Origin of the sequence: Streptomyces sp. NPDC057438 (assembly GCF_042802995.1) — a bacterium.
Taxonomy (GTDB): domain Bacteria; phylum Actinomycetota; class Actinomycetes; order Streptomycetales; family Streptomycetaceae; genus Streptomyces.
In genome coordinates, this window is record NZ_JBHVDD010000027.1 from 41,736 (window position 1) to 65,676 (window position 23,941).

A 23,941-nucleotide genomic window follows, 5' to 3' on the forward strand; every position below is an offset into this window, starting at 1 on the left:
TCCTCGCCGAGACACCGACGGCATCACGCCGTGCACGAACCACACCGGCGCCGCCCGGGTCTCGCACGAACGCCGTGCGCCCCGGGTGGACACGCCCCCGGGGCGCGCGGCCTCGCGACAAGCCCCACCGGACCCGCAGTGTCCCTCGGCACCTCGTGGGGCAGGCCAGGCACCGCTGGGCCTTCGTGAGGTTCTGGCTGACCCCGGCGGTCGCCGCCGTCGCCGCGGGCGGGCCGCTGCCGGACGCGGGGGACGTCCCGCTCGCCCCGGCCCGGGCGCCCGTCACGCCCCCTCCGCCCCGCCGACTACCCTGGAGGGTCGATCGTCCCCGTGGCAGGAGAGTAATGGCCGTCAACCTGGTCAATGTCGAGAACGTCAGCAAGGTGTACGGCACCCGCGCCCTGCTCGACGGGGTCTCGCTCGGCGTCTCCGAAGGGGACCGGATCGGCGTCGTGGGGCGGAACGGGGACGGCAAGACCACCCTGATCCGGATGCTCGCCAAGCTGGAGGAGGCCGACACGGGCCGGGTCACCCACTCCGGCGGCCTGCACGCCGGCGTGCTCACCCAGCACGACTCCCTCGATCCCGCCGCCACCGTCCGCCACGAGGTCATCCGGGACATGGCGGACCACGAGTGGGCGGGCAACGCCAAGATCCGGGACGTACTCACCGGGCTGTTCGGCGGCCTCGACCTGCCCGGCTTCCCGCAGGGCCTCGACACCGTCATCGGCCCCCTCTCCGGCGGCGAGCGGCGGCGCATCGCGCTCGCCAAGCTGCTCATCGAGGAGCAGGACCTGATCGTCCTCGACGAGCCCACCAACCACCTCGACGTGGAAGGCATCTCCTGGCTCGCGAACCACCTGCGGGAGCGCCGGTCCGCGCTCGTCTGCGTCACCCACGACCGGTGGTTCCTGGACCAGGTGTGCACCCGGATGTGGGACGTGCAGAAGGGCTCGGTCTACGAGTACGAGGGCGGCTACTCCGACTACGTCTTCGCCCGCGCCGAGCGCGAGCGGATCGCCGCCACCGAGGAGACCAAGCGGCAGAACCTGGTCCGCAAGGAGCTGGCCTGGCTGCGGCGCGGCGCCCCGGCCCGTACGTCGAAGCCGCGCTTCCGCGTCGAGGCGGCCAACGAGCTGATCGCGGACGTGCCGCCGCCGCGCGACACCAGCGAGCTGATGAAGTTCGCCTCCTCCCGGCTCGGCAAGACCGTGTTCGACCTGGAGAACGTCACCGTGCAGGCCGGCCCGAAGGTGCTGCTGAAGCACCTGACGTGGCAGCTGGGGCCGGGCGACCGCATCGGCCTCGTCGGCGTCAACGGCGCCGGCAAGACCTCCCTGCTGCGGGCCATGGCCGAGGCCGCGCGCAGCGAGGGGGAGAAGCAGCCGGCCGCCGGCCGGATCGTCACCGGCAAGACGGTCAAGCTCGCCTACCTCTCCCAGGAGGTCGCCGAGCTGGACCCGAACCTGCGGGTGCTCCAGGCCGTGCAGCAGATCCGCGACCGCGTCGACCTCGGCAAGGGGCGCGAGATGACCGCGGGACAGCTCTGCGAGACCTTCGGGTTCAACAAGGAGAAGCAGTGGACCCCGGTCAGCGACCTCAGTGGTGGTGAGCGGCGCCGGCTGCAGCTGCTGCGGCTGCTGATGGACGAGCCCAACGTCCTCTTCCTCGACGAGCCGACGAACGACCTCGACATCGAGACCCTCACCCAGCTGGAGGACCTGCTCGACGGGTGGCCCGGCTCGATGATCGTCATCTCCCACGACCGGTTCTTCGTCGAGCGCACGACCGACCGCGTGTTCGCCCTGCTCGGGGACGCGGCGCTGCGGATGCTGCCGCGCGGGATCGACGAGTACATCGAGCGGCGGCACGCCATGGAGGAGGCCGCCGCGGCCTCCGCCGGGATCGCCGTGAAGCCCGCCGCCGGCGAAGCCGCACAGCGCAACGCCGCCGACGCGCGGGCCGCGAAGAAGGAACTGCAGAAGATCGAGCGGCAGTTGGACAAGGTCTCCGAGAAGGAGGCGAAGTTGCACGCGCGGATCGCCGAGAACGCGACGGACTTCGCGAAGGTGGGGGAGCTGGACGCCGAACTGCGGGCGCTGGCCGGGGAGAAGGAGGAACTGGAGATGCGGTGGCTTGAACTGGCCGACGACGCGTAGCGCTCCGCGAGGGTGCGGGGGAACGCGGTGAGGGCTGACGTTCGATGCCGGGTGCGGGTTGATCGTGGTTGCTCGCGCAGTTCCCGGTGCCCCTTTCGGGGCGCGGAGGGCTTGCGGGGTATGGGGCGTGCGTCCCGTGAAGGGGGCGTGAAGGAGCGTAACGGAGGCATTACGGGCCGGTTCTCCCTTGGGAACAGGGGAGCGACCGGCCCCGTGCGAAGGCGCGTCGCAGTGATAGAAAGAGCCGTCTGAGAAGAGTCTTCACAGTCTGAGAAGCGACACCACGCGTGACCACGGGTGGCTCGAAAGCAGCGAACAGGGGGAAAGCGCTGATGGTTCAGCCACCCGATCAGCCGCCGCAGGGCGGCTACGGAGCACCGCAGGGACCGCCGCCGCCGTCACAACCGCAACCGCCGCAACAGCCGTACGGCTACCCGCAGACGCCCCCGCCGCAGGGCCCGCCCGCGCCGGGCCCCGGCTACGGCTACCCCCAGCAGCAGCAGCCCGCGCAGCCCGGCCCGTACACCCAGCCCGGCCCGTACGGGCAGCCGCCGCAGTCCGGCCCCTACGCGCAGCCCGGCCCGTACAACCCGGCGCCGCAGGCCGGTTACGGCTACCCGCAGGCGCAGTACCCGGGCTCGCCCACCCCGCCGCCGGCCGGTGGCGGTGGTTCCAAGAGCCCGTTCAAGGGCAAGCCCGCGATGATCATCGGCGCTGCCGTGGCCGCGCTGCTCGTGATCGGCGGCACGGTGTTCGCGGTGACGCGTCTCGGGGACGACGACGAGAAGAAGCCGGTGGCCAAGGAGAGCACGGGCCCGAGCGAGGACGACAAGCCCTCGGACGCGCCGTCCGGGCCCGTCAACGAGGGTGACGGCAGCGGCGACGGCGGCGAGGACCTCGACATCTCCGACCTCAACGCGGACGTCAAGGCCGGTGAGGCGAAGGTGCTCTGGTACAAGAGCGCCCCCGACGCCCCCGGTTCCGGCGCGAGCGCCCCCGGCCTGTGGGTCACCGACAAGGTCGCGGTGAAGCCCGCGTACAAGCAGCTGTTCGGCTACAACGTGTCCGACGGGGACCCCGCCTGGGACCCGATCGAGTTCCCCGGCAAGATCTGCGCGGTCACCCCGAAGGCGACCGCCGACGACCGGGTCGTGGTCGCGTACCAGAAGAACACCTCGAAGAACGCCGAGTGCGACCAGCTCCAGCAGATCGACCTGAACACCGGTGACAAGGGCTGGTCGGCGGAGGTGGAGGAGGGCGAGCTGTTCGACAGCGCCATCAGCGTCGGCCTGTCCGTCACCGGGGACACGCTCATGGTGGGCCGCTCGCAGTCCGGGACGGCGTACGACGTCAACACCGGAAAGAAGCTGTTCGACAAGAAGAGTTACGGCCAGTCCTGCTACCCGGCCGGGTTCGCGGGCGGCACGCGGCTGATCGCCGTCTCCTCCTGCGCGGTGACCACCGACAAGGAGCACGACGAGGTCCAGGAACTGGACCCGAGGACCGGCAAGGCCAAGTGGACGCGGAAGATCCCCAAGGGCTGGAAGGTCGAACACGCCTACTCGGTGGACCCGATCGTGCTCTACCTCACCAACGAGGAAGAGAACACCTGGAACATCTCCACCCTCAAGGCCGACGGTTCGACCCGCTCGCAGGTCGACTCCGACGACTCGTTCGCGCCCGACTGCGACGGCGGCATCCTCACCCGTGACCTGGCGGGCTGCACGGCCGTCGCGGCCGACGCGAACACGCTCTACCTGCCGACCGAGGAGAAGGACGGCACGAACGAGGTCGTCGCCCTGAACCTCGCGACCGGCAAGGAGAAGTGGCGCCTGAAGTCGCCCTCCGCCGACGCGGAGATCGTCCCGCTCAGGGCCGAGGGAGGCAAGCTCCTCGCGTACGTGGAGCCCACGCGCGACGCGGGCGGCCAGGTGGTGTCCGTCCCGGCCGCCGGCAGCGGCCCCAAGGCGACCAGGCTCCTCCAGATGCCGGCGAGCGCCGCGGAGATCGAGGGCTCCTTCTACTCGAAGGCCGTCGACTACGTGGACGGGCGCTTCTACATCTCCACCACCCTGCTGACCGGAGTCGACGACGCGAAGGAGAAGTTGATGCTGGCCTACGGCAAGTGACGCGCGCGCCCGCCGCGGGCCACGGACCGGCGCCGTGCCGGCCGCCGACGCGGACGGCGAACCGTACCCGTCCCGTGCTCCGTGGCCGCCACCGCCGCCCGGCTCCGCCGTGACCCGGTCGACCTCCCCCTTCGTCCCTCTTCCGTCCTCCGCTATCCGCTTCGAGGTATTCACGTCATGACGCAGCCGCCGCCCCCGCCGAACCAGCCGCCGGGCCCGCCCCCGAACCAGCCGCCCGGCCCGCCCCCGAACCAGCCGCCCGCCGAGCCCCCGTCACTGGACAAGGGACAGCCGCCCGCCGAGCCCCCGCAGGACACCCCGCCCCAGGGCGGTTTCGGCGCGCCCACGCCCCCGCCGCCCGGCGGTTTCGGCGCCCCGACCCCGCCGCCGCAGGGCCCGCCCGCGCCGGGCCAGGGCTACGGCTCCCCGCAGGCACCCCCGGCGCAGCAGACCCCGCCGGCCCAGCCCCCGCAGGGCCCCCCGCCCGCACAGGGCCCCGGCTACGGCTACCCGCAGACGCCCCCGCCGCAGCCCGGCTACGGCTACCCGGGCCAGCCCGGCCAGCCGGGCCCCTACGGCCAGCCGCAGCCCGGCCCGTACGGGCAGCAGCCACCCGGTCCCTACGGACAGCAGCCCCCGCCCGCCCCCTACGGCTACCAGCCGCCGACCATGGCGATGCACCCGCAGGTGGGGCAGCCGGCCGGCAAGAAGAAGGTCAACTCCACGGCGATCATCATCACGGCGGCCGTCGCGGCCATCGCGCTGATCGTCGGCGGCGGTGTCTTCTACGCCTCCACCAGCGGGGACGACGACAGCGGCAAGAACGACACCGCCAGCTCGGAGGGCACGACCGGCGGCAAGGACGACACCAAGGGGGACGACGGCGGCTCGTCGGCGTCCGGCGGCTCCTCGTCCGGTGGCGTGGAGGTGCCGACCGAGGCGCAGGAGAAAGCGCCCGGCAGCGCCGCCGCGAAGATCCTCTTCCAGGTGCCCGCGCACGAGGTCAAGGAAAAGCTGACCATCGACAGCGTCAAGGGCTCCTGGCTGACGAAGACGACCTACGCCAAGTCGGCCCTGAACAAGATCGTCGGCTATGAGCCGGACAGCGGCAAGACCAAGTGGACGCTGGACCTGGCCGGTCAGACCTGCGCGGGCTCGCGTGAGATCACCACCGAGGGCATCGCCGTCGTGGTGACCGAGTCGGCCAAGCGCAAGAACAACGACGACCGCCAGCCCTGCACCGAGGTCACCGCGTTCAACGTCGAGACCGGCAAGGAGGTGTGGACCAAGAGCGCCGACACGAGCGGCGAGAAGGTGCCGTTCGGCGAGGTCACCATCTCCGGTACGACGGTCGCGGCGGCCGGCGGCTACGGCGGCGGCGCCGCGTTCGACGTCAACTCCGGCAAGGTGCTGTGGTCGCCCAAGGTCGGCGAGTGCACCGACGAGGGCTACGCGGGCGGCGCCCAGCTGATCGCGGTCCGCAAGTGCGGCGACTACGGCAGCGAGACCTTCCAGATCCAGCTGCTCGACCCGAGGTCGGGCAGCGTCAAGTGGACCTACAAGGTGCCCTCCGGCATCCAGCGCGCCAAGATCATCTCCACCGAGCCGGTGGTCTTCGGCGTGGTGACCGGCAGCGACGTCCCGCTGACCGGTACGACCGACATCTTCTCGCTCGACGACAGCGGCAAGCTGCGCGCCAAGATCTCCATCCCGGACGACAAGTACGACTACGAGTGCCCCGTCCGCGGCGTCTGGGCCTGCCGGGGCATCTACGTCGGCAACGACAAGGTGTACATGCCGACCAAGAACCACGACGGCACCGGCTCGTACAGCTCCACCAACGAGATCGTCTCCTTCTCGCTCGCCACGGGGAAGTCCACCGGCGACCGGGTCGACGCGGGCGACGACTACGACCTGTTCCCGATCCGGATGGACGGGCCGAACATCATCGCCTACAAGGACGGCCCGTACGACAAGGGCGCCCAGATCGTCTCCATCGACGGCAAGACGCTGAAGCAGACCAAGCTCCTGGAGACCCCGTCCTCCGAGTCGGTGCTCCGCGCGATCAGCGGGATGACGCCCACGCTGAGCGAGATGCTCTACACCGACGGACGGTGGTTCATCGGCTCGGAACTGGTCAGCAAGCCGTATTCGAAGGACGAGAAGGAGTACACGGCGCTCGGCTTCGGGGTGAAGTAACCCCACGCGCCCCCTCGATCTCCGTCGTCGGCCCCGCCCCAGCTCAGGGGCGGGGCCGTGCACGTATCCCGCATCCCTCTCGAATGGGAGGGAATTTCGGTAATCCGGGCACTTCTCTCCGGTAGGGGGAGCGCAACGTCGAACAAGCGTGTAGCTTCCGGGGGCATGAACAGCGGGGAGCCGACGGGGAAGTCGGGGGGCTTCTGTCCGTGAGGACCAGTGGGCGGCCATAGTTGGCAACCATCTGGGGGGACTGGGGGGTGGGGTGACTCGATGGGAGTCCGGCTCATGGTGGTCGACGATCACCGACTGCTGGCCGAGGCGCTGGCCTCGGCGTTGAAGCTGCGCGGGCACCGGGTGCTCGCGGCGGCGGCGCCGGCCGCGGGCGCGGCGGATCTGGTGATCACGAGGGCACCCGAGGTGTGCCTGCTCGGCACGGCGGCACCCGCCGAGCCGGGGATCTTCGACCCGGTGGTGAAGATCAAGCGCGAACGCCCGCAGGTGGCGGTGGTGGTGCTCGGCCCGGTGCCCAACCCGCGCGGCATCGCGGCCGCGTTCGCCGCGGGGGCCTCCGGCTACGTGCGGCACGACGAACGCATCGAGGGCGTCGAGCGGGCCATCATGAAGGCCCGCGCGGGGGAGGCGGCGGTGGCGCCGCAACTGCTGCAGAGCGCGTTCGGCGAACTCCTCAACCCGGCGGCCCAGCCGGACGACGAGGGCCAGCGGCTGCTCCAGATGCTGACCCCGCGCGAGGTCGAGGTCCTGGTGCGGGTCGCGGACGGCGAGGACACCCGCCTCATCGCGGCGGGCATGGGCATCGCCCCGTCGACGGCCCGCACGCACGTCCAGCGCGTGCTGATGAAGCTGGGGGTGGGCTCCCGCCTGGAGGCGGCGGCCCTGGCGGCCCGCACGGGCCTGCTGGACCGGGCGGGGCCGGTGCCGCACGGTCCGCCGGGGGCGGGGGCGGGGGCGGGGGCGGGGGCGGGGGCGGAGGCGTAGGGCGGCGGCGCCTGGCCGGCCGGGTTCGGGCGCCGCGACGGCATGAGGGAGCCGCATCAGGCTGTCGGCCCGATGCGGCTCCCCGGGGATGCCGGATGCGGATCAGTTCACGCCCACGGCGTTCAGGATCGCCACGGAGACCTGGTGGTCGGCGGCGTTCGCGTGGCCCTTGGCGTTGGGGTGGACGAAGGCCACCTGGAACGGCTCCAGGCTGGTGAAGAGGCCCTCGACCCACCTGCCCGCGTCACAGACGCTGTGGTTCCGGGTGGAGTCGGAGAGGCCGACGAAGGTGTCCCCGTGCTCACCGGCGGCCTTCTCGACGGCCGCGTTGAGCGGTCCCAGGACGTCGTCGCGCAGCCCGAGGTCGCCCGGTGTGATCGAGCCGAACTGCTCCACGTCGTTCAGTTGTCGGGGGCCGTCATGGGCTGCCTCACAGTTCCTTCACCAGCCTGTGGATGAAGTCGCGCGAACGCTCGGGGGCCAGTGACACGGCTTCTACTCCACGGAGAAGCGTTCGAAGTGCGCCGAGTTGGGCCTCGGCATCGATGAAGGCCGTGCCATGGGGGGTGTCACGCAATGCCGTGTCCAGCTTGGCGACCGGCCCGCCCCCGTAGGTCATGCCGCTCGTGGCCCCGGCGGAGCCGTCCAGGTCGAAGGGGATGACGCGCACGGTGATGTGATCCGCTTCGGCGGGCTCCAGGACGCGGGTGAGCTGAGCACAAAGGGAGGGGGGGGTCCAGGGGCGCGTCCGGGTCGGTGGAGCCGGTGCCGGTCGGTCGCTCGGAGTCTCGGACGGGTGAGGTCAGGGGCGTGCCTACGGCGTCATCGAACCGGTCGAGGTGCCCGATGGGCCGATGGCGGCCTGACGGGCCGTCCCGGCGCCCCGACCTGTGGGCTTTGACAGGTTCGCGATCGGTGCCCCATCATCATTTCACTAGTCGACTAGTGAAATGGTGGTGAAGGCGTTGGAGTTCCGCATCGACAGGCGGAGCGGGGTCGCCGCCTATCAGCAGATCGTTCAGCAGACCAAGCAGGCGCTGCGGCTCGGCGTACTCGGGCCCGGCGACCAGTTGCCCACGGCCAAGGCGGTCGCCCAGACCTCCGCGGTCAACCCCAACACCACGCTCAAGGCGTACCGCGAGCTGGAGCGGGAGGGGCTGGTCGAAGCGCGGGCGGGAGTGGGGACGTTCGTGCGTCAGTCGCTGGCTCGTCCGCAGGCGGCGGCGGATTCGCCGTTGCGCGGCGAGCTGGAGAGCTGGATGGACCGGGCCCGCGAGGCGGGTCTTGAGCAGGACGACGTGACCGCTCTGGTCACGTCGGTGATGGAGCAGCGGTACGCCGGGACCGAGCCTGCCGCCGGACACGCGTGAACGGCGACAACAGCAACAATGGGACCAAGGGGACACGCATGACGAGCTATGAGACGGGCTACGGGGGGCCGGCGGACACGTCCGCGATAGAAGCCCGCGGGGTGGGCCGGAAGTACCGCCGGGGCTGGGCGCTGCGGGACTGCTCCTTCCGGCTGCCGGCCGGACGGATCTGTGGTCTGGTGGGTCCCAACGGGGCCGGCAAGACCACGCTGATGGCCATCGCCGCCAACCTGCTGAAGCCGACCACCGGCACCGTGCGCGTGTTCGGCGCGGCCCCGGAGTCCGCGGAGGCCACTCGGCGTACCGCGTTCCTCGCCCAGGAGAAGCCCCTGTTCCGGCGCTTCACCGTCGCCGAGACTCTGCGGATGGGGCGAGAGTTGAACCCCGGCTGGGACCAGCGGGCCGCCGAGGACATCGTCCGCGCGGGCAACGTGCCCTTCGACGCGAAGATCGGCACACTCTCCGGCGGCCAGCGCACCCGGGTGGCCTTCGCCGTCTCCTTCGGCAAGCGTCCCGACCTACTGCTCCTCGACGAGCCGATGTCCGACCTCGACCCGCTGGTCCGCCACGAGCTGATGGGCACCCTGCTGGCCGAAGCCGCCGAGCGCGGCACCACCGTGCTGATGTCCACCCACATGCTCGCCGAGCTGGAGAACACCTGCGACTACCTGCTGGTCATCGCGGGCGGCGGGCTGCGCCTGGCCGGTGAGGTCGACGAACTGCGCACCTCCCACGCCGTGCTGACCGGGGTCCACTCCGACGGGCGGACGCCCCCGGAGCTGGCGTACCACACCGTGGTCGAGACCCGCACCAGCGGGCGGCAGTTCACCTCACTGATACGCCCCGACGGACCGGTCACCGGCGGCCCGTGGGAGGCCGGCACCCCGAACCTGGAGGAGCTCCTGCTCGCCTATCTGCGCTCGCCCGAAGCCCCGCCGCTGATCAGTCCCAGTTCCTACGTCGCCCCGCAGGCGGTGGCGGCATGAGCACGATGACCAGCACCGACAGCACCTCCTACGACTCCGCCGCCGCGGAGACCGGCCGTGGCCGCGGCCTCCGGCTCAGCGGGATGAACTGGCTCGTCTGGCGTCAGCACCGCGCCGCCTACTGGACGATGCTGGCCGCCACCGCGATCACCGTCGCGGTGATCGTCTACCAACGCCAGCAAATGATCACGTACCTCGACGGGTACGGCTATCCCGACCTCAAGCCAGGCTGGGAGGACAAGTTCGACCAGGGTCCGCTCAACTCGGCCGCCCGACTGCTCGGGCTCCTGCCCGTCCTGATCGGTGTCTTCCTCGGTGGGCCGCTCCTCGCCGGCGACCTGGAGAGCGGCACCGCCAAGCTGGTCAACGCGCAGTCCGCCAGCCGCGTCCGCTGGCTCGCCACCAAGCTCGGTATGAGCGCGCTCGTGGTCGTGGTGTGCACCACGGCGGTCTCCGCCGCGTTCACCTGGTGGTGGTCGCCGGTCAGGTCGTCGTCGTATGCCCTGACGTGGGCCGACCCGGCCGGGTTCGACAACAGCGGACCCGTGCCCGTGGCGCTCACCCTGCTCACCGTCGTCGGTGGCGTGGCGATCGGCATGCTGCTGCGCAGGACCCTGCTGTCCATGGTCGTCACCCTGGGCTTCGCCGTCGCGCTGCAGGTGGTCTGGTCGTACTTCAGGATGTCCCTCGGGAACGTCATCACGGTCACCACCCACAACGGTGTCGGGAACGACTCCGCGCCGAACATGCCCGAGGGCGCCCACCAGTTGGACGAGTTCTACCTCACCGCCTCCGGCGACCTCATCGGCTGGGGCAGCTGTGCCGAGCAGACGGAGAAGGCCCGCGACGCCTGCCTGGACAAGGCGCAGGTCGTGGGCTGGTCGGTCGACTACATCCCGATCTCCCAGATGTCCTCCATGCAGTGGCTCGGCGCCTCGATCCTGCTGGCCCTGACCGCCGGCATCGCGGCGTTCGTCATCCTCTGGGGTCGCAAGCGCCTCGTCTGACATCTGTCCGAGCGCCTCGTCCGACCCGATCCTCCTCGCAGTTCTCTCTCCGTACGCGGCCGAGCGGCCACAGCGTCGCTCCGCCGCGCCCCGATGCTGCCCCGATTCGGCGAGTGAATCGCCATGAACCATGTCGAAAGGCTTGAGTTGAAGTCGCACAAGCGCAGGAAACGAGCGGTCACCACCGTCCCGCTGGCGGCCGCCCTGGCGGCGGCGCTCGGCGCGGGGCTGCTGGCGAGCACGCCCGACAGCGCCAAGGCCGCGCCCTCCACCGGCACCGGCGCCCCCGCAAGGACCGTCACCCTCGTCACCGGCGACCGGGTGACCCTCGACGCCGAGGGCAAGGTGACCGGCGTGACGGCCGCCGAGGGCCGCGAGGGGATGGCCTTCCGCGTCCAGCAGGCCGCGGGCCACGCGTACGTCCTGCCGCGCGACGCCGAACCGCTGATCGCGAACGGGACCGCCGACCGGCGACTGTTCGACGTGACGCGACTGGTGAGTTCGCGCTACGACGACGCCCGCCGCTCCGACCTGCCGCTGATCGTCACCTACGACAAGGGCACGTCCCTGTCGGCGAACGCGTTCCGCGGCGCGGGCGCGACCGTCCGGCGGGACCTGCCGAGCATCAACGGCGACGCCGTACGCGCCCGCAAGTCCGAGGGCGCGGACCTGTGGGAGACCCTCACCAGCGGTACCGGCTCCGCGAAGGTCAGGAAGATCTGGCTGGACGGGAAGGTGAAGGCGACCCTGGACAGGAGCGTTGCGCAGATCGGAGCGCCCGCGGCACACGCGGCGGGATTCGACGGCAAGGGAGTCAGGGTCGCCGTCCTCGACACCGGCATCGACGCCACGCACCCGGACCTCAAGGGCAGGGTCGACGAAGCGAAGAACTTCTCCGCCGCCGCGGACACCGTCGACCGAGCGGGGCACGGCACGCACGTGGCCTCGACGATCGCGGGTTCCGGGGCAGCCTCTCCCTCAGGCGCGACGTACGAGGGCGTCGCGCCCGGCGCCCGGCTCCTGGTCGGCAAGGTGCTCGACGATTCCGGCGAGGGCGACGACTCCGGCGTCATCGCCGGTATGCAGTGGGCCGTCGCACAGGGTGCCAAGGTCGTCAACATGAGCCTGGGCGGCACCGACACCCTCGGTATCGACCCCATCGAGCAGGCGGTCAACGACCTGTCGGCCAGTTCCGGCGCCCTGTTCGTCATAGCCGCCGGCAACGAGGGCCCGGGCGAAGGCACCATCGGCACCCCCGGCAGCGCGGCCTCCGCGCTCACCGTCGGCGCGGTCGACCGCCGGGACGCCACCGCCGAGTTCTCCAGCCGAGGCCCCACGGCCGACGGCTTCCTCAAGCCCGACGTCACCGCTCCGGGCGTGGACGTCGTCGCCGCCAAGGCCGCCGAAGGGAACATGGGCGACCCCGCCGCCGACGGCTATGTCTCCATGAGCGGTACGTCGATGGCGACCCCGCACGTGGCAGGCGCCGCGGCGATCCTGGCGCAGGAACACCCGGACTGGACGGGCCCGCAGATCAAGGCAGCCCTCACCGCCTCCGCGAAGCCGACCGCCGCGACGTCCGCGTACACGCAGGGCACCGGCCGGGTGGACGTCGCCAGGGCGATCGACCAGCGTCTCACCAGCAGTCCGACCGCGCTGGGCTTCGGGACACAGGCGTACCCCCACACCGACGACCAGCCGGTCACCAAGGACGTCACCTACCGCAACGCGGGCACCGGGCCGGTCACCCTCGACCTGGCCACCGAGGCCTACGGCAACGACGGAAAGCCCGCGGCCGAGGGCCTGTTCACGGTCTCCCCGCAGCGGCTCACCGTCCCGGCGGGCGGTGAGGCGACCGCCACCGTGACCACCGACACCCGCGTGGGAACGGCCGAAGGCAGCTTCGGCGGCTCACTGACCGCCACCACCGCCGACGGCACCACGAGCGCGCGCACCTCCCTGGGCGTGGTCCGCGAGGTCGAGTCGTACGACCTGACCCTCAAGCACCTCGACCTCAAGGGCAAGGCGCTCGGCGACGCCTTGACGAGTATCTACGGCCTGGACAACGACATCTGGACGGAGGCCTCCGACGAGAAGGACGGCGAGGTCACCATCCGTCTGCCGAAGGGGCGTTACGCCCTGGAAGGCGTGCTCCGCACCGTCAGCGCCGGAGGGTCCGTGCTGCTGTACCCGAAGTTCGCGCTGACCAAGGACACGACCCTGGTCATGGACGCCCGGAAGACGAAGCCCGTCAAGATCACCGTGCCGGACGGCGCGGCCGAAGCCGCGGGCGCCATGTTCTTCTTCCACGTCGACGTCAACAACAAGCCGTACACCTCTGTGTACGACGTCCCCTCCTTCGGCAGCATCCGCGTCGGACAGCTCGGCGCCCCGGCGCCGGCCGCCGAGGTGTCCGCGATGTACCACGGCATCTGGACCCACAAGTCCGTCAACTACCGGCTGGCCTGGAACCGTACAGGCGACCTGTCCGGCTTCACCAAGAACGTCAAGCGCGCCCAGCTCACCAAGGTCAAGGTCGTCGTCGGTGCGCCCGTCAAGGGCAAGACCACGACCATCGCCGCCGCACCGCTGATGTACGGCGGCTTCTACAACCAGCACTCGACCGCGGGTCGTCTGCCGCTGACCGGCACCGACTACGTGCTGCCCAACGGAATCAAGTGGTTCTACCAGGCCAGCCAGTACGGCGCCCCCGACGCCGAGGGCGAGCCGACGTGGGAGAGCACGCAGGCCGGCGTCCCCAGGGCGTACGCGGCGGGCAAGGACCACACCCAGCGCTTCAACACCGGCGTCTTCGGCCCGACCCTCCCCTCGGGCCCCCTCGCTGCCGTCCTCGACCGGCCCGAAGCGGTACGCGTCGGCGACACCTTCACGGCGTACGTCCCGCTGTTCTCCGACGGCGTCGGCAACCTGGGCTCCTCCGATCACACCAAGGCCAGAAGCTCGCTCCATGCCGACGGCCGGAAGATCTTCGCCGTGAACGACGCGCTCAACGGCGACGCGTACACGGTTCCCGCGGGCAAGCGCACCTACAAGCTCGCCGTGGACGTCTCCCGCGCTCCGGCGCAGTACGCGGTCAGCACGCGGACGACCGCCACCTGGACCTTCACCTCGGCCCACGTCCCCGGTGACACCGCCAGGCGGCTCCCGCTGACGGTCGTCCGCTACACGCCCAAGCTGTCGACGGCCAGTACCGCCAAGGCCGGTACGACCCTCACCGTGCCCTTCGGCCTGGAGGGCGCGGCCACCGAGGTCGGCACGCTGCGCAAGCTGGCCTTCACCGTCTCCTACGACGACGGCAGGACCTGGAAGAAGACCACCGCCGTGAACGGCAAGCTGCTCAAGCTGCGCAGCCCCGCCAAGCCCGGCCCCGTCTCCCTTCGCGTCGCCCTCACCGACGCCGACGGCAACACCCTGACCCAGACCATCCACCGCGCCTACCGCACCACCAAGTAGACGACCACAACGCAGTTGACCCCCGCCGGTCGCCCGGCGGGGGCCAACCGCGTTGCGCCAAGATCGGCGGCCAGGTCGGCGACAGAGCCATCCTCCGTGACGCTCGTCCTCACCGACCGCCGGACGGCGAAGCCTACAGTTGACATCTGGTGATCTTTGTTTGTTTGTGATGGTGACGAACGTCGGAACCTGTGCTTTGATGTGTTTGGTTCTGTTTGATGGGTGGGATGGGGAGTCCGGCGTGAAGAAGACCTCGACCCGGCTGGCCGACGGTCGTGAGCTGATCTACTACGACCTGCGCGACGACACGGTGCGTGACGCGGTGGACAAGCGACCCCTGGACCGCACCGTCACCACGTCGGAGGTGCGCCGGGACCCGCTGCTCGGCGACTCGGTCGCGATCGCCTCGCACCGGCAGGGCCGCATCTACCACCCCCCGGCGAACGAATGTCCGCTCTGCCCCTCCGAGGGCGACCGGCTCAGCGAGATCCCGGACTCGTCGTACGACGCCGTGGTGTTCGAGAACCGCTTCCCGTCACTGGCCGGCGACTCCGGCCGTTGCGAGGTCGTCTGCTTCACCTCGGACCACAACGCGTCCTTCGCCGACCTGACCGACGAGCAGGCCCGTCTCGTCCTGGACGCGTGGACCGACCGGACGGCGGAGCTGTCGCATCTGCCCGCCGTCGAGCAGGTGTTCTGCTTCGAGAACCGCGGCGCCGAGATAGGCGTGACCCTCGGGCACCCGCACGGGCAGATCTACGCCTACCCCTTCACCACGCCCCGCACCGCGCTGATGCTGCAATCGCTGGCGGCCCACAAGGACGCCACCGGCGGGGAGAACCTCTTCGACGCCGTCCTGCGCAGCGAGCTGGAGGGCGAGCGCGTGGTGCTGGAGACCGAGCACTGGGCCGCCTTCGTGCCGTACGCGGCGCACTGGCCGTACGAGGTGCACCTGTACCCCAAGCGCCGGGTGCCCGATCTGCTCGCGCTCGACGAGGACGCCCGCACAGAATTCCCCCAGGTCTATCTGGAACTCTTGAGGCGCTTCGACCGGATCTTCGGCGAGGGTGAGCCTCCAACCCCGTACATCGCGGCCTGGCACCAGGCCCCGTTCGGCACGCTGGAGGACTTCGAGGGCGTCCAGCGCGAGGACTTCGCGCTCCACCTCGAGCTTTTCACCATCCGCCGCACCTCCGGCAAGCTGAAGTTCCTCGCGGGTTCCGAATCCGGCATGAACGTGTTCATCAACGACGTGCCGCCGGAGCGCGCGGCCGAGCGACTGCGAGAGGTAGCGAGTTCATGAGCGGCAAGTACCTGGTCACCGGTGGCGCGGGCTATGTCGGCAGCGTGGTCGCCCAGCATCTGCTGGAGGCGGGCCACGAGGTCGTCGTCCTCGACAACCTCTCGACCGGCTTCCGCGAGGGCGTGCCGACCGGCGCGTCCTTCATCGAGGGCGACATCCGCGACGCCGCCAAGTGGCTCGACGGCACGTTCGACGCCGTGCTGCACTTCGCCGCGTTCTCGCAGGTCGGCGAGTCCGTGGTGAAGCCCGAGAAGTACTGGGACAACAACGTCGGCGGCACCATGGCGCTGCTCGCCGCGATGCGCGAGGCCGGCGTGCGCAAGCTCGTCTTCTCCTCCACCGCCGCCACCTACGGCGAGCCGGAGACCACCCCCATCGTCGAGTCCGCGCCCACGAAGCCGACCAACCCCTACGGCGCCTCCAAGCTCGCCGTCGACCACATGATCACCGGCGAGGCCGCCGCCCACGGCCTGGGCGCCGTCTCGCTGCGCTACTTCAACGTGGCCGGCGCCTACGGCACCTGCGGCGAGCGCCACGACCCCGAGTCGCACCTCATCCCGCTGGTGCTCCAGGTCGCGCAGGGCCGCCGGGAGGCGATCTCCGTCTTCGGCGACGACTACCCGACCCCCGACGGCACCTGCATCCGCGACTACATCCACGTCGCCGACCTCGCCGACGCCCATCTGCTGGCGCTGGACGCCGCGCGGCCCGGCGAGCACCTCATCTGCAACCTCGGCAACGGCAACGGCTTCTCGGTGCGCGAAGTGATCGAGACGGTCCGCCAGGTCACCGGCCACCCGATCCCCGAGGTCGTCGCCCCGCGCCGCGCCGGCGACCCGGCGACCCTGGTCGCCTCCGCCGACACGGCCCGCGCACGCCTCGGCTGGAACCCCTCCCGCGCGGACCTCGCCGGGATCGTCGCGGACGCGTGGCAGTTCGCGCAGGCGAACGCCGAGTAGCCAGGCGCACGCCGAGCAGGGCGGCACCGCCCGACGGGCCACAGAGGACGGGACCGCCCAACGGGCGCCAAGTAGTGTGCCGGCCCGGCCAGTTCACACGGGTCGAGCCGGTTCGTCGGTTGAGTACGGAAAGGTCAGGGTCAGGGGATGAGCGAGGCTGTCGTCGTCGCCGAGCGGTTCGAGGAGCTGTACGGGGCGGAGCCGGAGGGAGTGTGGGCCGCGCCGGGCCGGGTGAACCTCATCGGCGAGCACACCGACTACAACGACGGCTTCGTCATGCCCTTCGCCCTCCCGCACACCACGATCGCGGCGGTGTCCCGGCGCACGGACGGCCTGCTGCGCCTGCACTCCGACGACATCGAGGGCGGCGTGGTCGAACTGTCCCTCGACGCGCTGACCCCGGAGGCCGACCGCGCCTGGACGGCGTACCCGTCGGGTGTCGTCTGGGCCCTGCGCGAGGCCGGCCACACGGCCGTCACCGGCGCCGACGTCCACCTCACCTCGACGGTCCCGACGGGCGCGGGCCTCTCCTCGTCGGCGGCCCTGGAAGTGGTCGTGGCCCTCGCCCTCAACGACCTCTACGCCCTCGGCCTCAAGGGCTGGCAGCTGGCCCGCCTGTGCCAGCGCGCGGAGAACGTCTACGTCGGCGCCCCGACCGGGATCATGGACCAGACGGCCTCCGCCTGCTGCGAGACGGGCCACGCCCTGTTCCTCGACACCCGTGACCTGTCCCAGCGGCAGATCCCGTTCGACCTGGCCGCCGAGGGCATGCGGCTCCTCGTCGTCGACACCCAGGTCAAGCACTCCCACAGCGAGGGCGAGTACGGCAAGCGCCGCGCCGGCTGCGAGAAGGGCGCCGCCCTGCTCGGCGTCGACGCGCTGCGGGACGTCGCCTACGACGAACTCGACGCGGCCCTCGACCGCCTCGGCGACGAGGAGGAGGTCCGCCGCCTGGTCCGCCACGTGGTGACCGAGGACCAGCGCGTCGAACGCGTGGTCTCCCTGCTGGAGTCCGGCGAGACCCGGGCGATCGGGCCCGTCCTCGTCGAGGGCCACGCCTCGCTGCGCGACGACTTCCGCATCTCCTGCCCCGAACTGGACCTCGTCGTCGACACGGCCCTGGCCGCCGGCGCCCTCGGCGCCCGGATGACCGGCGGCGGCTTCGGCGGCTCCGCGATCGTCCTCGTCGAGGAGAGCGACGCGGACGCGGTCACGAAGTCGGTCGAGGAGGCCTTCGCCGCGGCCGGCTTCACCGCTCCCCGAGTCTTCACGGCGGTGCCTTCGGCGGGGGCCCGACGGCTCTCCTGACCTCAGCCGATCCTTTTCGTCAGCGTGTACTCGGTGATCCCCGGCGGATAGTCGGGGATCACGCACACCACCTCGTAGCCGAGCCGCTTGTAGAACTCCGGGGCCTGGAAGTCCCAGGTCTCCAGGCGGACGGAGCGGCAGGCCCGGTCGCGGACGGCGATCCGTTCGGCCGTCGCCAGCAGCCGCGAGCCGAGACCCTCGCCCCGGTGGCGCTCGTCGACCCAGAGGTAGGTGACGTGCAGCCAGGTGGCCCAGGTGTGGCCGACCAGGCCGCCGGCGACCTCGCCCGCTCCGTCCAGGGCCCACACCTGGAGCGGGGACTCGCGTTCACCGGGGGTCCCGCGCAGGCCGCGGAGGACCGGCGAGGCGGCGACGTTACTGGCGCGCAGCCGGGAAAGCAGTAATTGGCTTCGTTCTCTGTCGACTTCTGTCTCGATACGAAACATGTGGCACACCATAAACGTGTCGGACAAACAGTTCTGCAAATTACCTTCCGCTCCTGCCGCCCGGCCTTACTCTGATGAACAGCGCCGGTGGGGGCCGGTGCTGATCAGGGGGCGAGACAGTCGGGTACGACGCCCGGAGTGGGGGTAGCGGTTCAGCACGGCGGCGGCCGTGCGGCAGCGACGCCCCGTCCCAGGTGTACACCGGGGCACGCTTCGGGCGCCGTACTCGCGCCGGCCGTCCCCCGACCAGTGGGGGTTTCAGTGGTGCGCATCCGAGTACTGGTCGTCGACGACCACCGTATCTTCGCCGAGTCGCTCGCCGCGGCCCTGGCCGCCGAGCCGGACGTCGACGTGTCCGCGGCGGGCAGCGGCCCCGCCGCGCTGCGCTGCCTGGACCGTGCGGCGGCCGAGGGGCGCAGGTTCGACGTGCTCCTGGTCGACGCCGACCTGGGGGCCCACGTCCACGCCCCCGGCGCGCGTCCGGCAGCCGTGCCCGTCGCCGTCTCGGACGGCGGCGAGGACGGGCTCGTGGACGGCATATCGCTCGTGGCGGGCGTGCGCTCGGGTCAGCCGAGCGTACGGACCGTCGTCCTCGCCGAGAAGGACGATCCGCGCCGGGCCGCACTGGCCCTCCAGGCGGGCGCGTCCGGGTGGGTCGCCAAGGACTGCTCGCTGTCCCGGCTGCTCACCGTCATCCGGGGCGTGCTGCGCGACGAGACGCATCTGCCGCCCGCGCTGCTCACGGGCGTCCTGCGGGAGTTGACGGCCGCGCGCAAGCACCGCACGGAGAGTGAGCGGCTCGTCGAGTCCCTCACCCCGCGTGAGCGCGAAGTGCTCCGGTGCATGGTGGCGGGCCTGGGGCGCAAGGCCGTCGCCGAGCGCCTGTTCCTCTCCCCGCACACCGTCCGCACCCATATGCAGAACGTCCTCGGCAAGCTGGGCGTCCACTCCACGCTCGCCGCCGTCGCGCTCGCGCGCCGGGCGGGGGTCGGACCGGTCGACCTAGCCGGGGATGTTGTCGAACGGGGCGGTCAACTGGCGTAGCAGGCCCGCCAGGTCGCCCCGCTGGGCGCGGGACAGCTCGGCCAGGATCGCCCGTTCCTGGTCGAGGAGCCCGGCGAGCGCCTGGTCGGCGCGGTCCCGGCCCTCGTCCGTCAGCCGGACGAGCACGCCCCGGCGGTCACTGGGGTCGGGCAGCCGCTCGACCAGGCCCTTCTTCGTCAGCCGGTCGATCCGGTTCGTCATCGTGCCCGACGTGACCAGCGTCTGCGTCAGCAGCTGGCCGGGCGAGAGCTGATACGGGTCCCCCGCACGCCTCAGCGCGGTCAGCACGTCGAACTCCCACGGCTCCAGCTGGTGCTCGGCGAACGCCAGCCTGCGCGCGCGGTCCAGGTGCCGGGCGAGTCTGCTCACCCGGCTGAGTACTTCCAGCGGCTCCACGTCGAGGTCGGGGCGCTCCCGGCGCCACGCTGCGACCAGCCGATCGACCTCGTCCTCCATGACGATCAGTGTAGTGGTTGTGTCGACATGAAGTCTCTTGAGATCAAGACAGTTAGTGTCAAGTCTCTTGACTTCGAGATAGTTGCGGATGAGAGTGAAGACACCCGTCCGGAGCGGGACCCGGCACCCCGCACGCATGTCGCCGGAGTCCGCGAGGAGCGACATGGATCCACGAGGAGGTACCTGCATGCCCGCCACCAGCCCCACCTGGGACCCCCAGCAGTACCTGCGGCACGCCGGCCACCGCGCCCGCGCCTTCGTCGACCTGCTCGCCCACGTCCCCGACCCGCCCGCCGCACATCCCCGCATCGCCGACCTCGGCTGCGGCCCCGGCAACGTCACTCGCCTCCTCGCCGACCGCTGGCCCACCGCGCACATCACCGGGTACGACAACTCGCCCGAGATGCTCGACCGGGCCCACGTCGACCACGAGGGGCCCACCCCGGGCGGCGGCCGTATCGACTTCGCCGCGGCCGACGTCCGCACCTGGGTGCCCGGGAGGGCGTACGACCTGATCGTCAGCAACGCCACGTTCCAGTGGGTGCCCGGGCATCTCGACCGCTTCCCCGCCTGGGTCGACGCCCTCGCCCCCGGCGGCACCCTCGCCTTCCAGGTCCCCGGCAACTTCGACTCGCCGAGCCACCGCCTCATGCGCGAACTCGCCCACTCCGCCCGCTGGAAGGACCGGCTCGGCGACACCCTGCGCCACGACGACGCGGTCCACACCCCGGCCGGCTACCTCGCCGCCCTCGCGGACCTGGGCTGCGAGGCCGACGCGTGGGAGACGACGTACGTCCACCTCCTCCAGGGCGAGGACCCGGTGCTCGACTGGGTGAGGGGTACGGGACTGCGGCCGGTCCTCACCGAACTGGGCGCGGACGCCGAGCCGTTCGTCGACGAGTACCGGGCGGCCCTCCGCGCGGCCTACCCGCCCACCGCCCACGGCACGCCGTTCCCGTTCCGCCGCATCTTCGTCGTCGCCCGCAAGCCGGAGACGGGCCGGTGATCACCGCCGTCGATCACGTCCTCCTCGCCGCCCCGCCCGGCGCGGAGGACCGGCTGCGGGCGTACTACGTCGGGGTCCTCGGCATGACGGAGATCCCGAAGCCGCCGGCGCTCGCGGTGCGGGGAGGGTGCTGGTTCGGGGCCGGGGCCGCGATCCTGCACCTCGGGGTCGAGCCGGGCTTCCGGCCGCCCCGGAAGGCGCACCCGGGGTTGCGGGTCCGGGGCATCGACGCCTACGCCGCCCGTCTGGCCGGACACGGGGTGCCCGTGATCTGGGACGAGGAGCTGCCGGGACACCGGCGGTTCTACTCCGAGGATCCGGTGGGGAACCGGCTGGAGTTCCTGGAAGCGGACTGAGGCGCCGGGGCGGGCGGAGGGGCCGGTGCGGTGTCGATGCCGAGGCGGGGGCGGCGTGGCGCCGATGTCGATGTTGTGCAGAATATTGACGGCAGGCAAGTGCGCGCCTACCTTCGCGGTTGTTCCCTCCCTCGTCCCCCCTCGCTCCAGGGAGAACCGCATGCCCCCGTCCCCCCTCCCCGTCTCCGCCGACCAGCCCGACCAAACCGAACAGGCCCTGCGTGCCAAGCAGTTGCGCCGCGTCGCGCTGTCCGGGCTGCTCGGTACGGCCGTCGAGTTCTACGACTTCCTCGTCTACGGCACCGTCGCCGCGCTCGTCTTCGGCGAACTGTTCTTCCCGGGCGCCGACCCGGCCGTCGGTACGATCGCCGCGTTCGGCACGTTCGCCGCCGGATACGTCGCCCGCCCGCTCGGCGGCATCGTCTTCGGGCACTTCGGCGACCGGCTCGGCCGCAAGTCCATGCTGCTGCTGACCATGGGCCTGATGGGCGGCGCCAGCTTCCTCATCGGTCTGCTGCCCACGTACGACACCATCGGCGTCTGGGCCCCCGTCCTCCTGATCACCCTGCGCGTGCTCCAGGGCATCGCCATCGGCGGCGAATGGGGCGGAGCCACGCTGATGGTCGTCGAGCACGCCGGCGAGAAGCGGCGCGGACTGTGGTCCAGCTTCACGCAGATGGGAGCACCCCTCGGCTCCCTGCTCTCCTCGCTCGTGGTGACCTTCGTCGTGGCCATGCCCCGGGACGAGTTCGCCGCGTGGGGCTGGCGTGTGCCGTTCCTGCTCAGCGTCGTCCTGCTCGGCGTCGGCCTCTTCGTCCGGCTGAAGGTCGTCGAGAGCCCGCTCTTCGCCCAGGTCAAGAAGGACCGGACCGAGGCGCGACTGCCGATCGTGGACGTGCTGCGCCGGCCGCGGGCGCTGGTGCTGGCCGCGTGCGTCGGTATCGGCGCGTTCACGGCACAGTCGCTGCTGACCAGCTACCTGATCGCGTACGCCACCGGGATCGGCTACCCCCGGCCGCAGGTGCTCACCGCGCTCACCGTCTCCGCGTCCGTCGCCCTGGTCGTGCTGCCGTGCGCGTCGGCGCTCTCCGACCGCGTCGGCCGCCGCCCGGTCGTCCTCGCCGGAGCCGTCGCCTCCGTCGCGCTCGCCTTCCCCGTGCTCGCGCTGGTGGACTCCCGGTCGCCCGGACTGCTGATCCTCGCGGTCGTCCTCGGCCACGGGTTCGCCCAGTCCGTGATGTACGGGCCGCTGGGGGCGCTGCTCACCGAGATGTTCGGGACGAAGGTGCGCTACACCGGGGCGTCGCTCGGGTACCAGCTCGCCACGCTGATCGGTGCCGGGTTCTCGCCGATGATCGCGGGGAGTCTGGTGGCGGCCAACGGGGGGTCCAGCACGCCGATCTCGCTGCTGATCTGCGGGGGTGCGGCCATCACCGCCGCGACCGTGTGGTTCGTCCGCGAGACCCACCGGGACTCACTCGGCGAGGTGTCCCTCCGGGAGGGCGCGGCCAAGGAGGGGGTGGCTTCGTAGGGGGGTGGATGCGGGGTGGGCTGCGCCCGCGCTCTAGCGGGGGAGGTGCGGGTGCGGGTCCGGTGGGGCTTCTCGCGCAGTTCCTCGCGCCCCTTTGCGGGGCGCGGTCGCCGGTTGCGGTGGTGAGGCGCGCTCGGCAGTTGATGGTCCCCATTGCGGCGGGCCCGTTGTCCTAGCCGCACCCGGCTGCTGCACGAGGGCGGCGGTTCTCACAGGGTCCGCCATAGGCCGGGTCCGCGGCCGACCCCGGCGCCGAGGGGCTCCGGCACCGGGTGGTGCCGCCCGTCCGCGGTCGCGGCGCCCGGTCCCTGACCAGGCCCGCTCAGCCCCCGTACCCTTACCGCTGTGGAGGACGAGATCCTGGAAGTCGATGTCGCCGGTGCGCAGTTGCGGCCGCAGTCGTTGGTGCTCTCCTTTTTCGGCAATCACGTGCTCGACCTGGGAGAAGGCGACCTCGGGGTGTACTCGGGGAGCATCATCGACGTGCTGGGGCGGGTCGGCACGGGGGAGCAGGCCGTTCGGTCCACCCTGACACGGATGGTGAACCGGGGACTGCTGCGGCGGCAGCGGGACGGCCGGAGGATGTTCTTCGGGCTCACCCCACACGCGGGAGACATACTGCGCGACGGCGGACAGCGCATCTGGCGCGACGGCGCGGTGAACGAGGACTGGGACGGCACCTGGACCCTCCTCGGCTTTTCCCTCCCCGAGTCCTGGCAGCGTCAGCGGCACGATCTGCGCTCCCGGCTCACCTGGTCCGGATTCGGCGCCCTCTACAGCGGTCTGTGGATCGCGCCGGGCCGGGTGGACGTACGGGAGATCGTCTCCGAGCTGGGCCTGGACGCGCACGTGAAGGTGTTCCACGCCCGGGCCGACGCGTTCACCGACGTCGGCCTGATGATCCGCGAGAGCTGGGACCTGGAAGGCCTGGCCGCGCGCTACGTCGCCTTCGACAAACGGTGGACCACCGCCGACCTGGCCGACGCCGACCCGATCGCCACCCGGCTGCGGCTCGTCGCCGAATGGCTGCGCGTCATCCGTACCGACCCGCGCCTGCCCGTGCGGCATCTGCCCGCGGAATGGCCCGCGCGACAGGCCCAGGACACGTTCCGGCGTATCGCCGCGCGGACGGCGGGCCCGGCCGCACGGATGGCGGCGGACGTGCTGGAAACCATTCCGCTGCGGCCCGCCCCGATCGAAGCCCTGTAG

General features: G+C 71.4%; 19 protein-coding genes and 1 pseudogene. 16 read left to right on the forward strand and 4 right to left on the reverse strand.

Going from position 1 to position 23,941, the window contains the following annotated elements; genetic code table 11:
• The first annotated feature begins 344 nt into the window (after positions 1–344).
• The 4 genes from ACFU5F_RS17460 (at position 345) to ACFU5F_RS17475 (ending at position 7,486) form a co-directional block, all read left to right on the forward strand.
• A complete protein-coding gene (locus tag ACFU5F_RS17460; RefSeq protein ID WP_383887741.1) occupies positions 345–2,159 on the forward strand; it encodes an ABC-F family ATP-binding cassette domain-containing protein in 1,815 nt (604 codons plus the stop codon).
• 332 nt (positions 2,160–2,491) lie between these two features.
• Positions 2,492–4,288, forward strand: coding sequence for a PQQ-binding-like beta-propeller repeat protein (locus ACFU5F_RS17465; protein WP_383887743.1), 1,797 nt, complete (start codon positions 2,492–2,494; stop codon positions 4,286–4,288).
• 177 nt (positions 4,289–4,465) lie between these two features.
• On the forward strand, positions 4,466–6,487 hold the full coding sequence (locus ACFU5F_RS17470) for a PQQ-binding-like beta-propeller repeat protein (RefSeq protein ID WP_383887744.1): 2,022 nt from the start codon (positions 4,466–4,468) through the stop codon (positions 6,485–6,487).
• Between the two features lie 273 nt (positions 6,488–6,760).
• Positions 6,761–7,486, forward strand: a complete 726-nt coding sequence (locus ACFU5F_RS17475; RefSeq protein ID WP_383887746.1) for a LuxR C-terminal-related transcriptional regulator — start codon at positions 6,761–6,763, stop codon at positions 7,484–7,486.
• A 102-nt stretch (positions 7,487–7,588) separates the two neighbouring features.
• On the opposite strand, the gene ACFU5F_RS17480 is transcribed toward ACFU5F_RS17475, so the two are convergent.
• Both ACFU5F_RS17480 and ACFU5F_RS17485 read right to left on the reverse strand, forming a co-directional pair.
• Positions 7,589–7,882 carry a hypothetical protein gene (locus ACFU5F_RS17480; RefSeq protein ID WP_383887748.1) on the reverse strand — a complete coding sequence of 98 codons (294 nt, stop codon included), beginning with the start codon at positions 7,880–7,882 and terminating at the stop codon, positions 7,589–7,591.
• Between the two features lie 34 nt (positions 7,883–7,916).
• Positions 7,917–8,207 (reverse strand): annotated as a pseudogene (locus tag ACFU5F_RS17485) (Scr1 family TA system antitoxin-like transcriptional regulator); the annotation flags it as partial.
• Between the two features lie 229 nt (positions 8,208–8,436).
• Here ACFU5F_RS17485 and ACFU5F_RS17490 point away from each other — a divergent pair.
• From ACFU5F_RS17490 to galK, 7 genes are all read left to right on the forward strand, one after another.
• Positions 8,437–8,856, forward strand: coding sequence for a GntR family transcriptional regulator (locus tag ACFU5F_RS17490; RefSeq protein ID WP_383887750.1), 420 nt, complete (start codon positions 8,437–8,439; stop codon positions 8,854–8,856).
• A 38-nt stretch (positions 8,857–8,894) separates the two neighbouring features.
• Positions 8,895–9,842 carry an ABC transporter ATP-binding protein gene (locus ACFU5F_RS17495; protein WP_383887752.1) on the forward strand — a complete coding sequence of 316 codons (948 nt, stop codon included), beginning with the start codon at positions 8,895–8,897 and terminating at the stop codon, positions 9,840–9,842.
• Complete coding sequence (locus tag ACFU5F_RS17500; RefSeq protein ID WP_383887754.1) at positions 9,839–10,849, forward strand: ABC transporter; 1,011 nt, start codon at positions 9,839–9,841, stop codon at positions 10,847–10,849. Before ACFU5F_RS17495 ends, ACFU5F_RS17500 begins: the two co-directional genes overlap by 4 nt.
• Positions 10,850–10,972: 123 nt before the next feature.
• Positions 10,973–14,323, forward strand: a complete 3,351-nt coding sequence (locus tag ACFU5F_RS17505; RefSeq protein ID WP_383887755.1) for a S8 family serine peptidase — start codon at positions 10,973–10,975, stop codon at positions 14,321–14,323.
• Positions 14,324–14,564: 241 nt separating this feature from the next.
• The gene (gene galT, locus ACFU5F_RS17510) at positions 14,565–15,626 is read left to right on the forward strand and encodes a galactose-1-phosphate uridylyltransferase (RefSeq protein WP_383887757.1); all 1,062 of its coding nucleotides are present in this window, start codon (positions 14,565–14,567) and stop codon (positions 15,624–15,626) included.
• Positions 15,623–16,585: a UDP-glucose 4-epimerase GalE gene (gene galE, locus ACFU5F_RS17515; protein WP_383887759.1), complete on the forward strand. Its 963-nt coding sequence runs from the start codon at positions 15,623–15,625 to the stop codon at positions 16,583–16,585. Before galT ends, galE begins: the two co-directional genes overlap by 4 nt.
• A gap of 147 nt (positions 16,586–16,732) precedes the next feature.
• Complete coding sequence (galK, locus tag ACFU5F_RS17520; protein WP_383887761.1) at positions 16,733–17,893, forward strand: galactokinase; 1,161 nt, start codon at positions 16,733–16,735, stop codon at positions 17,891–17,893.
• Positions 17,894–17,895: 2 nt separating this feature from the next.
• On the opposite strand, the gene ACFU5F_RS17525 is transcribed toward galK, so the two are convergent.
• Positions 17,896–18,339, reverse strand: coding sequence for a GNAT family N-acetyltransferase (locus ACFU5F_RS17525; protein WP_383887763.1), 444 nt, complete (start codon positions 18,337–18,339; stop codon positions 17,896–17,898).
• Positions 18,340–18,600: 261 nt separating this feature from the next.
• Here ACFU5F_RS17525 and ACFU5F_RS17530 point away from each other — a divergent pair, with 261 nt between their 5' ends.
• The gene (locus ACFU5F_RS17530) at positions 18,601–19,383 is read left to right on the forward strand and encodes a LuxR C-terminal-related transcriptional regulator (RefSeq protein ID WP_383887765.1); all 783 of its coding nucleotides are present in this window, start codon (positions 18,601–18,603) and stop codon (positions 19,381–19,383) included.
• On the opposite strand, the gene ACFU5F_RS17535 is transcribed toward ACFU5F_RS17530, so the two are convergent.
• A complete protein-coding gene (locus ACFU5F_RS17535; protein ID WP_013003018.1) occupies positions 19,342–19,839 on the reverse strand; it encodes a MarR family winged helix-turn-helix transcriptional regulator in 498 nt (165 codons plus the stop codon). The genes ACFU5F_RS17530 and ACFU5F_RS17535 overlap by 42 nt on opposite strands.
• Before the next feature lie 187 nt (positions 19,840–20,026).
• Between ACFU5F_RS17535 and ACFU5F_RS17540 the strand changes: the two genes are divergently transcribed.
• From ACFU5F_RS17540 to ACFU5F_RS17555, 4 genes are all read left to right on the forward strand, one after another.
• Complete coding sequence (locus ACFU5F_RS17540) at positions 20,027–20,845, forward strand: trans-aconitate 2-methyltransferase (protein WP_383887767.1); 819 nt, start codon at positions 20,027–20,029, stop codon at positions 20,843–20,845.
• The gene (locus ACFU5F_RS17545; RefSeq protein WP_383887769.1) at positions 20,842–21,201 is read left to right on the forward strand and encodes a glyoxalase; all 360 of its coding nucleotides are present in this window, start codon (positions 20,842–20,844) and stop codon (positions 21,199–21,201) included. The genes ACFU5F_RS17540 and ACFU5F_RS17545 overlap by 4 nt, the downstream gene beginning before the upstream one ends.
• 160 nt (positions 21,202–21,361) lie before the next feature.
• Complete coding sequence (locus ACFU5F_RS17550) at positions 21,362–22,732, forward strand: MFS transporter (RefSeq protein ID WP_383887771.1); 1,371 nt, start codon at positions 21,362–21,364, stop codon at positions 22,730–22,732.
• A 345-nt stretch (positions 22,733–23,077) separates the two neighbouring features.
• On the forward strand, positions 23,078–23,941 hold the full coding sequence (locus ACFU5F_RS17555) for a PaaX family transcriptional regulator C-terminal domain-containing protein (RefSeq protein ID WP_383887773.1): 864 nt from the start codon (positions 23,078–23,080) through the stop codon (positions 23,939–23,941).